Origin of the sequence: Neorhizobium vignae, assembly GCF_000732195.1 — a bacterium.
In the GTDB taxonomy this organism is placed as follows: Bacteria; Pseudomonadota; Alphaproteobacteria; order Rhizobiales; family Rhizobiaceae; genus Neorhizobium; species Neorhizobium vignae.
Map to the genome: position 1 here is coordinate 1 of NZ_JNNU01000032.1, position 14,298 is coordinate 14,298.

General features: G+C 57.3%; 13 protein-coding genes and 1 pseudogene. 8 read left to right on the top strand and 6 right to left on the bottom strand.

The features are described 5' to 3' along the window. Positions 1 to 138 precede the first annotated feature (138 nt). Positions 139 to 321 (bottom strand): DUF982 domain-containing protein, encoded by a 183-nt coding sequence (locus GQ59_RS33660; RefSeq protein ID WP_037087889.1) that lies wholly within the window; start codon positions 319 to 321, stop codon positions 139 to 141. A gap of 102 nt (positions 322 to 423) precedes the next feature. Between GQ59_RS33660 and GQ59_RS28450 the strand changes: the two genes are divergently transcribed. From GQ59_RS28450 to GQ59_RS28465, 5 genes and pseudogenes are all read left to right on the top strand, one after another. Next, positions 424 to 735: a CAP domain-containing protein gene (locus GQ59_RS28450; protein WP_037087892.1), complete on the top strand. Its 312-nt coding sequence runs from the start codon at positions 424 to 426 to the stop codon at positions 733 to 735. Positions 736 to 737: 2 nt separating this feature from the next. Next, entirely contained in the window at positions 738 to 1,364 is a 627-nt protein-coding gene (locus GQ59_RS28455) for an exopolysaccharide biosynthesis protein (protein WP_037087894.1), read from the top strand. Positions 1,365 to 1,566: 202 nt separating this feature from the next. Beyond that, positions 1,567 to 1,763 (top strand): annotated as a pseudogene (locus GQ59_RS31470) (cold-shock protein). 173 nt (positions 1,764 to 1,936) lie between these two features. Further along, positions 1,937 to 2,902: a magnesium/cobalt transporter CorA gene (corA, locus tag GQ59_RS28460; RefSeq protein WP_037087896.1), complete on the top strand. Its 966-nt coding sequence runs from the start codon at positions 1,937 to 1,939 to the stop codon at positions 2,900 to 2,902. Between the two features lie 78 nt (positions 2,903 to 2,980). Further along, positions 2,981 to 3,946: a DUF808 domain-containing protein gene (locus tag GQ59_RS28465; protein WP_051904251.1), complete on the top strand. Its 966-nt coding sequence runs from the start codon at positions 2,981 to 2,983 to the stop codon at positions 3,944 to 3,946. 486 nt (positions 3,947 to 4,432) lie between these two features. Here the strand turns inward: GQ59_RS28465 and GQ59_RS28470 are convergent, their stop codons facing one another. From GQ59_RS28470 to GQ59_RS28490, 4 genes are all read right to left on the bottom strand, one after another. Beyond that, a complete protein-coding gene (locus GQ59_RS28470) occupies positions 4,433 to 5,242 on the bottom strand; it encodes a response regulator transcription factor (RefSeq protein WP_037087898.1) in 810 nt (269 codons plus the stop codon). Positions 5,243 to 5,311: 69 nt separating this feature from the next. Further along, entirely contained in the window at positions 5,312 to 7,192 is a 1,881-nt protein-coding gene (locus GQ59_RS28475; protein ID WP_037087900.1) for a putative bifunctional diguanylate cyclase/phosphodiesterase, read from the bottom strand. Next, positions 7,192 to 9,015, bottom strand: coding sequence for a CHASE4 domain-containing protein (locus GQ59_RS28480; protein WP_037087902.1), 1,824 nt, complete (start codon positions 9,013 to 9,015; stop codon positions 7,192 to 7,194). The genes GQ59_RS28475 and GQ59_RS28480 overlap by 1 nt, the downstream gene beginning before the upstream one ends. A gap of 946 nt (positions 9,016 to 9,961) precedes the next feature. Further along, positions 9,962 to 10,771, bottom strand: a complete 810-nt coding sequence (locus tag GQ59_RS28490; protein ID WP_037087906.1) for an SDR family NAD(P)-dependent oxidoreductase — start codon at positions 10,769 to 10,771, stop codon at positions 9,962 to 9,964. Positions 10,772 to 10,817: 46 nt separating this feature from the next. Between GQ59_RS28490 and GQ59_RS28495 the strand changes: the two genes are divergently transcribed. Next, positions 10,818 to 11,195, top strand: coding sequence for a winged helix-turn-helix transcriptional regulator (locus tag GQ59_RS28495; protein ID WP_037087909.1), 378 nt, complete (start codon positions 10,818 to 10,820; stop codon positions 11,193 to 11,195). A gap of 514 nt (positions 11,196 to 11,709) precedes the next feature. Here GQ59_RS28495 and GQ59_RS33725 read toward each other — a convergent pair. Further along, positions 11,710 to 12,069 (bottom strand): GFA family protein, encoded by a 360-nt coding sequence (locus GQ59_RS33725; protein ID WP_490396650.1) that lies wholly within the window; start codon positions 12,067 to 12,069, stop codon positions 11,710 to 11,712. A 351-nt stretch (positions 12,070 to 12,420) separates the two neighbouring features. On the opposite strand from GQ59_RS33725, the gene GQ59_RS28500 reads away from it, so the two are divergent. Both GQ59_RS28500 and GQ59_RS28505 read left to right on the top strand, forming a co-directional pair. Further along, a complete protein-coding gene (locus GQ59_RS28500) occupies positions 12,421 to 13,047 on the top strand; it encodes a GntR family transcriptional regulator (RefSeq protein WP_051904252.1) in 627 nt (208 codons plus the stop codon). 11 nt (positions 13,048 to 13,058) lie between these two features. After that, complete coding sequence (locus tag GQ59_RS28505) at positions 13,059 to 14,228, top strand: M20 aminoacylase family protein (protein WP_037087916.1); 1,170 nt, start codon at positions 13,059 to 13,061, stop codon at positions 14,226 to 14,228. Positions 14,229 to 14,298 lie beyond the last annotated feature (70 nt).

Below are 14,298 nucleotides of genomic sequence, written 5' to 3' on the forward strand. Positions count from 1 at the left end.
GCCTGCCACCGCAATCGAAATCCAGTGCGGTAAGATGCGGAATAGGATCGAGGTTGAGTTACTAATGACGTCAGCCACTCAGCCACGGATAGCTCATTAGATGTTCCGCTGTTTGGACGCGCATTCTACATGCGGCGTTCAGCTCAGCCCCGCGCTCTTCAGCGCAACTTCGAATTTGATGCGGGCCTCATCGGGTGTGACACGGCCATCGACGGCCGCCAGGATGGCATCATGCGCACTAGCGAACTCGGCGTCTGTCCTGTCTGGCCATTTCGACCGCGCAAATTCCCACCCTTGAAAGCGACGAGGTGGCCACCACATCTTTTCCGACCCGCTGGTCCGGGCCCCTCTGACGACAGCTTCGGCTCTGTCGTGATGTCGGACCGTCTCGATATCGTTGCCGAAACGGAAAGAGGTTGATGCATGATCTCGGAAATCTTCGCCTGGCTGTTTGCGCTGTTCGTGATCGATCCGCTGCACAACGAGATCCGCCAGCGGGTTGAGGCTGCGAACCTGCCTCTGCAGACCTTGCAGCAATCGCAGCGATGCATTGCTGTTCACGGGCCGCAATTGCTCGAGCGAGCAGGCGAAAATCCAGGCTGGGCCACTGGTATGGCGTTGGGCATCGCAACAGGATGGACTTCGCCAGGTCAGTTGTTCGACGGGCGCCATCCCGATTGTTCGGCTCTCGTTGGCCTGCTCCACATTGAAAGAAGAGAAGAAGCTGAAGGTTAAGGATGGCGGAAGCGGAAAACCGTAACGGTGGCGGCGCGAGTAGCACGGCATCCACCATGCTTTCCGGTCTTGTCGATCTGGCCCGGGAAAAAGGCGGACTGACGATCGGCGAGGCGCTGCTGCACCTGGGCAAATCCGGCTTCGGTTTTGTCATGCTGCTTTTGGCGTTACCGGCCTTGATACCTATCCCCGGTCCTTTTGGAATGGTGTTCGGATCTGCACTGGCAATCGTCGCCCTACAGTTCGGCGCGGGAGCGAGGAGCCTTTGGCTTCCTGGTTTCCTCAAACAGCGAAAGATGCCGGTGAAGGCGTTCGAAGACTTGAAGCGGTACGCAACGCCGATTGTGGTCCGGATTGAGCAGCTGGTCCGACCCGGGCGGCTGGAGCCTCTGGCGAAAGAGCGGCTCGGCTTCTTGTTCGCTCTGCCGATCTTCGTTCTTGCGGTCGCGGTCGCATTACCAATCCCATTCGGCAACCTCGCTCCCGTGGTGGCAATCTGTTTTATTGCCTTGGGAATGATAGAACGCGACGGTCTTTTGGTATTGATTGGCCTCGCTCTGACGGCACTCGCTCTGGGTATCACGTTCTTTCTCGTGCGAGGCGCCGCCACAGCCTTTGCTTTTTTCTGAAGAAATTCCGTACGCTTGCGAAGGGCTGGCCAACCTTCAGAATGCAGCAACCGAACATTCCATGCAGAGATTTCGCAATCGAGTCCCCGCGCTTACTCGTTGACAAGTGTCGCAGTCGAGCTTGTTTTAGAGCGGCCGCTGCTCCATCTCTTTAGCGCACAGGTAATCAAGCCTGCAAAGTGCGGCGAGAACGATCAGAGACATGGCAACAGGATCCGTCAAGTTTTTCAACCAGGATAAGGGTTTCGGCTTCATTACTCCGGACAACGGCGGCGCTGATGGTTCGTGCACATCTCCGCTGTGACCCGCGGTGGGTCGTTGCAGGATGGGCAGAAGGTGAGCTACGAACTCGGGCAGGACCGCAAGACCGGCAAGTCGAAGGCTCAAGTCCGGGCCTGAAATGACGGTCATTGGTGGAAATCGACCGGTCCGATTATACCTGACGCGACACCTCTGCGACCGCCCCCCAGCCGACTAATAGAAGATGACGCGATCGCGTTTCGCCCGTCCCGCGGCAGGGTAAACCCGCAACCTGCCGTGCGTCCCCACCCGACTTCTAGTGATGGATCTCCATGACTGTAATCGCATCTTTCATTTATCGCGACGGTGAACGGGCCGAGGAGCTCCCCCTCAGCGACAAACCGTTCCAGCAGGTCGATGGCGAATTCGCCTGGATCGGGATTGCCGAGCCGACTGTCGAGGAGATGACGAAACTGAAGGCGATGTTCGGCTTGCATCCGCTCGCGGTTGAGGATGCCTTGAACGGCAAGCAGGTGCCCAAAGTCGAGGTCTACGGCGATCAGCTCTTCGTCATCATCAAGACGGCTCACCTCGAGGGCGACAAGATCGCCTATGGCGAAACCTGCATCTTTGTCGGGAGACACTACATTGTCTCGGTGCGCCAAGGATCCGCCAAGTCGCACAAGGAATTACGCAAGCAGCTGGAGCATTCGCCAAAACTCCTCGATCATGGTCCTGATTACGTCCTGCATGGGATCATCGACTTTGTCGTCGACGGCTATCTTCCGATGGTCGAGACATTGGAAGATAAAGTCCTGGAGATGGAGAAGCACATGCTGATCTCCTTCCTGGAGCGCGAGCAGATCAGGCGGCTGTTCCGGATGCGGCGGCAGGTCATCAAGTTCCAGCGCATTTTGGGACCCATGGGTGAAGTCGTAGGCAAGCTGGCAAACCTGGAGCTACCCTGTATCGACGACAATGCCAAAGCCTATTTCCGTGACATCCTCGATCACGTCCGTCGGGTGGAATTCATGATGTCGGGCTTGCGGGAAGTCATCACGTCCGTATTCGAGGCGTCAAACCTTCTCGAACAGCAGCGACAGGGCACCATCACCCGTCAGCTCGCCGCCTGGGCGGCGATCCTCGCGGTACCGACAGCGATTGCAGGCATCTATGGAATGAACTTTGAGCATATGCCGGAGCTGAAGACAGAATACGGCTATTATGTCGTGCTCGTGGTAATCCTGTCGCTCTGCGCGATCCTTTATTACCGGTTCAAAAGGACGGGATGGCTGTAGTCGCCCAAAAAATCCCTTCCCACTGCAGCGATGGGCGCTATGTACGCTGCCTCTGCTTGAAGACGAATAGGAGAGACATTGGCGACCGGGTTGATCGCACTGCTCGACGATGTTGCAGCAATTGCAAAGGCTGCCGCTGCATCGGTTGACGACGTCGCGGCGCAGACGGCCAAAGCCAGCGTCAAGGCGGCGGGTGTCGTTATCGATGACACGGCTGTCACGCCGACATATGTCGTCGGCTTGCCCCCTGCCCGCGAACTTCCGATCATCGGCAAGATCGCGCTTGGGTCTTTGAAGAACAAGCTGATCTTTCTCCTGCCGATCTGCCTCATCCTGGGATACTTTGCGCCTTGGCTGATCACGCCGCTGCTGATGATCGGCGGTATCTACCTCTGCTTCGAAGGTGCCGAGAAGCTTCACGAGGCCCTCGTTCCGCATGCCTCAGGTCATGCTTCAGATCCAGAGGAGTCGCTCGACCCGGCCAAGCTGGAGGACGACAAGGTCGCGGGAGCGATCCGCACCGACTTCATCCTCTCGGCCGAGATCATGGCGCTGACGCTCGCCGGCGTTTCGACGTCGACCGTCTACTCTCAAGCCGCAGTTCTGGCGGCTGTCGGGGTTCTGATCACTGGAGCAGTCTACGGTGTCGTCGCCTTGATCGTCAAAGCTGATGATATCGGTCTTCACCTGACGCGAAGTGGAGGTGTGGTCGGAAGAATCATCGGAACGGGCCTCGTCAAAGGCGTGCCCGTGCTCTTGACAATTCTTGCGATGGTGGGCACGACGGCGATGTTGTGGGTGGGCGGCAGCATTATCCTCCACAGCCTGGCGCAGATGGGGCTCCATCAGCCGGAACACGTGATCGAGGGCATTGCGGGGTTTGTCGAACATACGCTTGTCGTTCTTCCGCGGATGACAAGCTGGTTCGCCACGTCTTTCTTGCAGGCTATTCTCGGCATTCTCATCGGTGCCGCAGCGATCATCTTGTATGGGATTTGGAAGCGGGTTTTCTTCAGGCACGGAGCCTTTTCGGGCAGCCACTAGCAGCTCGCCGTACCTTGCTCAAAAAGAACTAAGCTGAATCGTGTTGTCAGACTTAGCTCCCTCCGGCATTGTGTTTATCATCGCGGCAGTTTGCCCTGGAATGGTCATCACCGGCTTCTTGTCAAAGTCGGTAGCAAAGTGATGCCGTCTCTGCAGGACCGGCAGCTTCGTTAGGCCCTTGGGATCCGCAATGGCGGCAACGCCCTCACCCTCGGCGCCATCATCGGTTCCTCAGGATGCGGGTTTCGGTATTCGCGGACATGGATTTCACTAAATCTAGGACAGCATTTCCGCTAATTCCCGGTCATTCGGCAACGCTATCGAAGATACTGCGGCCCACCGCGAATGGTGCTCGGCTTCATGCTCCGTCACCATTCGAACGGCGCTGGTGCGGTCTTCAGGAGAAAACTTGTCGTCGTCTTGCTTGTCATAGACCTACTTCTCACGAGTTGGGATCTCCGGCAACCGGCGCGGTTCAGAAGGGAGTTAGGCGTCGTTATCAAGCGAGCGGTAGCCTGATACCCAAGACAAGAATAGTTCCGGCTGCTTCAATGCGCTGTAGGGGCAGAAAGCGAGCCCATCCCTGCGGCCGTACGCCGCTTTACCTTCACGGAAAGCGACGTCCCGCGCCTCGGGCGGAGGTAGTGCGGATAAAAACACGGAGTCGGGACGATCGATAACAACGGCGTTCGATTCGGGTGGTTCTGGCTTTGCCTTCACCTGTGCGCGCAGCTGTGCAATTTCTCTCTCTAGCTCGAGCGTTTTCGCCTCCCTTTCAGACAAAGCGGCAACGGCCATCTTGTCCGAGTTCCATCTATGGATCAGCGCGGTTGCCAGCTGGAGCAGTTCATCGGGATTGAACGGTTTTACAAGGTAGAAGAATCGATCGGCGCCACCCACTTCGGCAGCAATCTGGTGCGGCGGGTGATCGGAGTAGCCTGTGACAACGACGATGTTGATGTCAGGGCTGAGCTGCCGCAACCTCTTGGCCGTTTCGAGGCCATTGATGCCGGGCGGCATCCGCATATCGATGAATGCAATTGGATACTGGCTTATCTCGCCTTGTCGTGCTTCAAACCACCGGAGTGCTTCGTCACCTTGCCGGCACAGATCAATACCTGCGATAGTTGTCCCTATCGCGGGCTCTTCCGAAACCGATTCGAACAGCTCATCTTCGAGCGCCGCGAGCTCATCGTTGGCTTTCGCGACGATCCCGCCGAAAACCTGCCGATACGCCGCCAACAGGTCTGGTTCATCGTCCACGACAAGAATTCTTGCTTCAGCAAAATGGCTCAAATGGTCCTCTCGTCCGGGCATTCCTGCCACCTGCGGGCCGTACACCGATCATACGATCCCCTTATCTTCTCAAGCGGCCCGGTCCGCTATGCGCTGACGATCCAAAAGCTGCATTACAGCCTCTCTGCTGCACGGCCGGTGGAAAAGGAAGCCTTGCATCTGATCACAACCCGCAGCGCGTAAAAGCTCGTGCTGGAACGCCTCTTCGACCCCTTCCGCGGTCACTGTCAACCCCATGGCTTCACCTAGCCCGACAATCGACCGTATCATCCGTTCAGCGTTGGGCTTGATGCGCAGGTTACTGACGAACGATCGATCGATCTTCAGCTTGTTGAAACGCAGTTGGCTCAAATAGCCGATACCAGCATAACCACTCCCAAAATCATCAAGTGCGAGCCTGAAACCTGCTTCACATAGTTTCTCCACTTGGCGCGCGAAATCGACTATGTTGGCGCACAAGGCGGTTTCCGTAATCTCGAACTCTATAATCGCAGGTGATATTCCCGCAGCTCTTGCAAGGTCGATCACACGCTCGGCGAAGCGCGGCTGGCTGAATTGGACAGCGGAAAGATTGACGGAGGTCACAACATCGGGCCAAGAGCAGATATCCCGCATGGCCTGTCGCAATACCCAATCGCCCAGCTCGATCATCAAGTTGTTTTGCTCTGCGATCGGAATGAACACCGCTGGCGAGACATCTCCACGCTCCGGGTGGGTCCAACGCAGGAGGGCCTCAAGTCCTGTTACCCTGCAGCCGTCGGCGCTCATCAAGGGCTGATAGTGCAGCTGCAGGCTGTTTATCCCGATGGCGGTCTTCAGGTCGCGAGCGATCACCTGGCTGCGCAGGAATTCGTCGTCGAGGCTCTTGTCATAGCCTCCAGCGGAACCTCTGCCGGCCGCCTTAGCGGAATAGAGCGCCAGGTCTGCGCGCCGCATAGCGTCCGACAGGCTGTCGCTGACGACGTCGCATCGACAGTATCCGATCGAAAGGCTCACCGGTAACTCGGAACCCGCTTCGGCAAAAGGGACATCACCAATCCGCAAGAGCCGGTTCAGTAAGCTATCCAGTTCCTCACCCTTGGTAATTACGACTGCGAATTCATCACCGCCCAACCGTGCGACAAAGCCATCCTGTCCCGTCGCGCAGACGATGCGATCTCCCACCTGACAGATGAAACGGTCGCCAACGGCGTGACCGTGCACGTCGTTCACCATCTTGAACCGGTCGAGATCGATATACGCGAAGAAGATTTCGCCGTCTCCTTTACTGGCTTCCGACATCGCCACTTCAAAGGCTTCCTGCAGTCCTTTCCGGTTCAGCAATCCTGTCAATGGGTCGCGCCGCGCAGCTCGGTGGGCCGACGCCTCGCTGACCTGCAGTGCTCGATTGACCTTCTCCAGTTCTCGAAGGCGCCCGGCCAGTTCGGCGGCGGTGTGCATGTCGCTCGTCCACCGGTGGACAAGCGTCGTCGCCATCTGCCGGACCTCATCCGCATCAAATGGCTTCACCAGATAGAACAGGCGGTCCTGTGCCCCGATAATTTCTGCGATTTCAGCCGGCCGGTGATCGGAATATCCCGTCACCATCACGATGTTGATCGTAGGATCGAGCGCCCGCATCCGTCGTGCCGCCTCCGCCCCGTCAAAACCCGGCGGCATCCGGACATCGAGAAAGACCGCGGCGAAGGGTTCCCCTTTGCATGCGGCCTCTCCGAATACGGCAACCGCCTCGTCGCCCTGCCGGCAGTAAACGATATCGTCAATTCCGGCCCTGTTTATAATAGGTGCCACCTCTTCGCCGAAAAGATCAGCTGCAAGCGCGTCGAGCGCCACCTCGCCCTGCGCGCTGGCACCTTCGACAAGATCAGATAGAATTCTTCGGTACGCTTCGATGACACCGGTTTCGTCGTCGCAGACAAGAATTCGTCGGCGCAATAGAGCATTGGTCATCAGGCAGCAGCCTTGTTCGTCTGAAGTGCGGGAAGAATAATGCTGAAGGTCGTGCCCTGCTCGATCCCCGCGCTCTCCACCATGATCCTACCACCCATGGCGTTGATCGCGTTCGCACAATAGTGCAGCCCAAGACCTCGTTTTCCGTCGCGCTTGGTGCTGAAGCCTTTTTCGAAGACGCGATCGAGATTAGCTGTTTCAATGCCAATCCCGCTGTCGCGGATATGGAGAACCACCTGCGTGTTTCCCTGATCCGATACAGCGTGTTCCGTGGCGATTTCGATATAGCCCATCTTATTGGGAGACAGTTCTATGGCCTCCGCCGCATTGATGAGAATGTTGGCAATTACCTGGTCGAGCGGAACTTTATGACCGACGACAGCTGCATCACGCATGCCGTCCAGTTTGACCTTGACCGTACCGCGGTGCCCCACCAGTCGCGCAGCGTCGACAATGGTTTGTTGAAGATCGATCTCTTCAGCAACGCGCTCATGCTGTGCGGATGCGTCTGATTCTCTCAGGATGTCTTCAATGTGACGCAGCATCGTTACCATTGACTGCAGATCTTCCTGGTTCTTCGTGCTGTCCTCTAGCAAACGACCGGCAGACAGCACCACAAATTGATTGAGTTTGACCGCACGATCGGGAGCAAGGTCGGGATCCTTCAACTGATCAATTGCTTTCGCAAGGTTCTGGCGCGAGGTCGTTTCGTTCTGTCTAGAAAGGTGCCAGGCCAATGCAGAAACAGGGCTCATGGCGTTGCGAACATTATGGAGCAAACCCGCCGCCTGATCGGCAGCGCCATGTTCGTAGTCCTGCCGACGGAGTTTGTCCCGCAACTCGGCCAGCTGTCGCGCCATTCCGTTGAAGGATTGCAGTGTCTCGCTCAGCTCATCGCCTCTGCCATCCTCTGGCAACGTCGCCAGATTTCCCGTCAAAGCGACAGCATTGAGATGAGATCGGAGTTTCTCGATACGGCTCACCGCGATCTTGCGGATTACGAAGCCGAGCGCGAGAAGAAGCAACGCTGCGGCTCCCAGAAGGAAAAGCATCGTCGTCAAAATCGTGCGCTTGCCGACCGCGGTGATATCGCGGGGGGTGGTGGAAACAAGCGTAGCAACCGGGGTGCCATCGAAACCGGCAAGCTGATCAACCCGGTTCAAGGAGGCTGCGTCAGATGATCTCACATTCACCATCATGGAGCCAGGCTGCAGTAGCTCAAAGTCCACCTTCGTCGCCGCCTTGATCGCGCTTGTATCGAGAATGCGACCAAGAAGCAGAATTCCTACGCGTTCGCCGCTACGATCCGATCGCAAGATCGGCGCGTAGCCCACAACGATCACGCCCTCCGTTGTTCGCATCAGCCCCGACTGGATCTTGATCTCATCCTGTTTGGCGACCAGAGCATTCCCCGAGTTGATCGCATCCGTCTGGAACAGCTTGAGTGGCTCCGGTCGTTCGCCCCCATACCTGAAGCCTTTGTCCATGACGATCTTGCCGTCGTTGTCGAGTGCCAAGAAGTAGTTAACCCCTAGCGTCTTCAGGGATTCCGCCGTAACGTTCTTCTCCTCGTACTCATCGCTTTGACCCTTCATGAACTCATAGGTGTCGTCCCAAATGGCGTAATCGCCAGCGCTATTAGCAACTTGCTCCTTCTGAAGCTCAATCGCTTCGATGACACGGCTTTGGTTCTGATCCGCCGCCTGCGCTTCGAGCGCCGCAAAGCTTGGCAGGACTGCCATCCGCAGCGCCGCAAAATTCAGAACCGCTGAGATGGCAACAACCCCGAGAAGTGCCAGATTGATTTTGGTGACGAGACGCATGACCTACCCCTATTTCCTGGCAGTTTAGTGCCTCGTATATTAAGGAAGGCTTCTATTCGAAGGTAAACATCTTTGGAATACGCAATGTACGTTATCGTACAAATAGGGCCTTTTTCACTGTCCTCGGGGACAAGTTCCGCTATCCTCAAACGAGACTATGGAAACATCAAACGTCCCCGGCGTCGCCCGTTCACCCGCCACGCAGTATTTTTAACTTATAGCGGTTCGAGCATCACCTTAAGCTGACTTGGATGCCTCACACCGAACAAGTACCAGTTCACGAGCTCGCGCGCGATATTGGCCGCATCGGGATGATCGAGTGTGACCGATCTCTCGCCACAAACCTCTTCCAGCAATGTCCTGAGGAACCGAAGATCACTTGGCTCCAAAGTGTCGAACGATGAAAATGCCACCGCAGCCCCCTGCTGCTCCAATCACGAAGATAATACAAAGCTTGCCGTGCTCGTCGCAAGTGTTCGATGCGCCGTCAGACTTATGTCCGATGGCGTACCGATTTTTGCTCAGGTTGGGGGCAGAACAAGAGCGGTCGGAGATCGATGGGATGGAAGGCTCCCGCTCCCCCGGTGCTAGAATGGCATCGGTTAGGATGGACAAACCGGGCAGCCGGTCCCAGCCGATTCTTTGGTCGAGAACATCCGATGCAACTGTTGGAGGAAGGCGGACCACGCTGGACCGGACGCACTGATTAGCAGCTGAAACCGCGGTTTCCTCTGAGGGAGCGCGGAAACTTTGGTGGCCACCAGGAGATGCGGCGAACTGTGCGGGCTGGGATGGATCATCGATCCTGAGGGCAATATATTGGCGAAGACGACACGGGGTGAGCCCTTCGCGACCACTGAGATTGACCTGGAGTTCGCGCGCCTGAGCAAGAAGACCTACCCACGCTATGTTCCCGAGTGACCAGGCAGTTGGAACGCAGGGTAGATCAAACTCCCGGCCAGAGCCCGCCATCAAGCCGCAGGTTGGCGCCCGTGATGTAACCGGCCCGTGGACTGACGAGGAAAGCAACGGCGTCGGCGATCTCTTTAAGCGTGCCCACCCGCCCCATCGGAACCTGAGCGAACAGAGGCAATACCTTCTGCTCGATCTCCGGCCATGGCGCATCGGCGCTAAGCCCTTGTGCAATTGCAGCCTTGCGAAATGCCTGGTCGAGGCTGACGCTGTGGATCGTTCCAGGCGATATCGTGTTTGCCGTGATGCCATCGCTCGCAACAGCCTTGGCGAGCGAAGCGGTCATGGCAATCATCGCCGCTTTGGCCGCCGCATAATCCGGCCGTGTTGCAGGCGGCATCATGCCTGCGAGGCTGGAGATACTGACGATCCGTCCCCATTTCGCGGCACGCATTGCGGGCAACAAGCCGGCGGTGATCCTGACGGCCGCAAGCACGTTGCGATCGTAGCATGCCGCCCAGGTTTCCGCACGCGTCGTCGCCCAGTCCTCCGTCCCACCAGAGCCGCCGGCATTGTTAACGAGGATTTCGACGGGCCGTTCAAAGGCCTGAGCGTCAGCGATCAGGCGCTGCACGTCATCCTTTCGCGTCAAATCGCCTGTCACCACATACGCACGGCCGCCTTCCGCGACGATGTCCAGCGCGACCTCTTCGGCTTTCGCTCTGTTGCGGCCATGGACGATGACGACCACCCCCTCTCGTGCCAACCCGCGAGCGATACCTTCGCCGATGCCCTTGCTGCTGCCCGTCACCAGCGCGATCTTTCCTTCCAGTTTCAGATCCATAATGGCATCCCTATGTTGTGAGCGAGGCGAGATATGAAGGCGCGACATGAATGAGGCAATTACGCACTTAAAAGTGCCTATCGAGCACGATGAGCGGACCACATGCCTGGGTCCGGACGGCTCCGTCGCCCATGTGGGCCGCGTGCTGCAGGCACTGAAGGGACGATGGAAGCTGCAGATCCTGTTCCGGCTCTTCGCAGAGCCATCGATGCGCAGCTCGCAATTCCTGCGTGACATGCCAGCCCTCACCCAGAAGGTCCTGACACAGCAGCTTCGTGACCTCGAGGCTGACGGTCTCGTCGAAAGGCACGACTTCAGTGTGCAGCCTCCTCATGTGGAGTACCGGCTGACCGATCTTGGCCAGGCGCTTATGCCAGTGCTGCTGGCTGCGAGGGAGTTTTCGCGCCACCATCTCAGATCATGACGGTTTATCCGCAGGAGTCTGGTCGAACCTGCCGGCAGCGTGCAAATCCTGTTACCACCTGGGCGATCTGCCGTGCGGGATCTCAACGTGTCGTCACCGCACCGCACAATTGCTCTGGCCCGGGTTGGAAGTCGCTCTGTTTTGCCGATGCGAAGCTCCGGATCTCGAGCAGGCGTTGATATTGCTATCTCCCAACGCGAGGACCCGCCACCGTGGGAGCAATGCGACGGCCGCGATTTTTCATCCAGGTGGTTTTCCCGACGCCGTCGTCACCGTTCACGGCTGGGTTGAAGAGAAACAGTCAGAGCGTCCAAGCGACCTTCGGAGATAGCAGCCGTCCATCAGACAAGGATATTCTATGAAACGATAAAATGCGTGAGGCTCGGCGAGCGATAGCTTCGGACTGGTCAGTGCCGCGAAACGCCTTTTGACCCGAATGCCTCGCTCATCCTTGCGACCTTGGGCCGGCGTTGTGCGAGCGCGCGGCCATGTGGCAGCTTCGCAGGTCGGCTCACTAGAAGAACAGTCCCGTTCCGGCCGAATCCTTTCGAACAATGACAGTGGAGGCAAGGAATTGTGGATCAATGAGCCGCGCGTTGAGGCCGAAGCGATCCCGTTTAGGGTCACGGGGACGCCAATGAGTGAGGCAGCCGCATTTGCGGCATCGATGAAAATCGACATGCCTGCCGTTCCAAGCGTATATGTCTGTGAGGGAGGAGCCCAACAAAACCTGCACGGACGACAGTCTGTAGTAAGCCCAATAAACTCCATATCGTCTGCATAGCGAGCAGTTGCAGTGGGTGATCTCGGCCGGAAGCTCAGGCACCCGAATCTGGACGGCGCCGCAATGACACTTGGCGATTATCTCGCTCACACTTTTTCTCTCGGCTACCGACAGTTCTTTTCTAGAGGTTTCTTCGGAGGCTTATACCCGGAAGATCTAATGCTTGCCAGCGAGGAGGCAGCCATTGGCGGCAGGTCAAGTTCCTTCTAATTCGCACCCACAGCTAAAGCAGGGGCGAGGAAAATCACGAGGGTCCTTTCGCACGAAATAGGACGGCAAGCGCCGCGCGCCCCGTCTATCGCTTCGTCTCGTTAAGACCTAGTGCCCGCCGTACCCTAGCAGGCGTCACCGACGGAACCTCGCGGCCAAGGTTCCACGTTTGCTGATATTGCTGTCTGTAGCCCGGTTGACAGTCTCCGCAAAATCAGATTGGATCCAATTATGGAATTGGATCCGAAAAATACGCAGGCCGTATTGGTTGCTCAGGAGATCAGAACGCTGATCCTGAACGGCGTCTTTACGCCTGGACAGCCGCTGCGCCAGGACGCGCTATGTGAGCGGCTTAATGTGAGTCGGACACCACTGCGTCACGCGCTTCAATCACTTGCCGAAGACGGTTTGGTGGAGGTCGCTGGGTTCAAAGGTGCCAGGGTCGCGATATTGGATCAGGGAATGGTTGATGACCTCTTCCAGATGAGAATGCTGTTGGAACCTCTTGCACTTCAATCAGCCCTCCCTCGTCTCACGAAGGTAGACTTTGCCAAGGCGGAAATGGTGCTCGACGCCGCAGAGGCCGAACAGGAACCTTCAAGGCTTTCTCAACTGAACTGGGATTTCCACCGCGCCCTCTATGGCCCCTCGAACCGGGAGACCCTGATGAGGACCATCCAGCAGATCAACACTGCTTCAGCTTTTGCGGAGGTCATCGCCAATTCAATCGGTGCACGCCGATCTGATTCAGCCGACGAGCATCGTCGATTGCTCGAGGCGTGCAGAGCCGGCGACCAGGCTAGCGCCAGTTCTCTGCTGACTGATCACCTACGGCGCGCCCATGTTGCTGTACAATAAAGGAAGAAAAAATGCCGATCATCAACAGGATCGCGGGCTTTCAAGATGAAATGACCGAGTGGCGCCATCATCTCCATGCCAACCCCGAGCTCTCATATCAAGAGTATGCGACAGCAAAGTTCGTCGCTGAAAAGCTTCGCGCCTGGGGCATTGAAGTAACAGAGGGTGTCGGCGGAACCGGAGTGGTTGGCATTTTGCGCGGGAATGTCGACGGCGAGCGTGCCATCGGCCTACGCGCCGACATGGATGCGCTAGCAATCCTGGAACGCAACGTGTTCGACCACCGTTCACGCAGCGATGGCGTTATGCACGCCTGCGGACACGATGGTCACACCACGATGCTTCTCGGGGCTGCCCGCTATCTTGCTGAGACTCGTAACTTCGCCGGCCGGGTCGCTTTCATCTTCCAACCAGCAGAGGAAATGGGGGGCGCAGACGGTGGAGCTGCGCGGATGATCCGGGAAGGCTTGTTCGACAGGTTCCAGTGCGACGAGATCTACGGCTTGCACAACTGGCCAGGAATGGATGTCGGTACGTTCGCCGTCAAGGCGGGCCCCATGATGGCGTCCGGCGATAGCTTTGAGATCGAAGTCTTATCGAAGGGGATGCATGCGGCACAACCTCATAAGGGAGCGGATGTTATTCTGACAGCTGGTCATCTCATAGTGGCTCTTCAACAGATTTCGGCGCGAAATACCGATCCGCTCGATTCAATCGTTGTCAGCGCCACCCAGATCCATGGCGGCGACGCCTACAATGTCTTGCCCAATAAAGTTATCATTCGCGGGACGGTGAGAGCTTTCTCCCCTCAGGCACGCGCGGCCGCCGAGCCAGCGATACGTCGCATCGTGGACGGCATCACATCCTCGACAGGCGCCAGCTCGACAGTCTCCTACGCTCAACAATACCCAACCCTTGTCAATTCGCAGGCAGCAGCGAAGTCTGCCGAAGCGGCAGCATTGTCGATATTTAACAGGGTTGAGACGAACCCGCCGCAAACGATGATCGTTGAGGACTTCGCATTTATGCTGGAAGGGCGGCCGGGATGTTACGGATGGATCGGCAATGGGCCGGATGACAATGGCCGGATCCTCCACAGTGCCTGGTTCGACTTCAACGACGAAGCCCTGCCCTTTGGCGCTTCCTATTTCGCCGCGGTAGTTGAACAGCAGCTACAATAGGCTTCCACATTGCGATGTTCAGCATGCCAGTGAAGCAGGGCTGGCTTCACTAAACTAGCAAACTGTCATC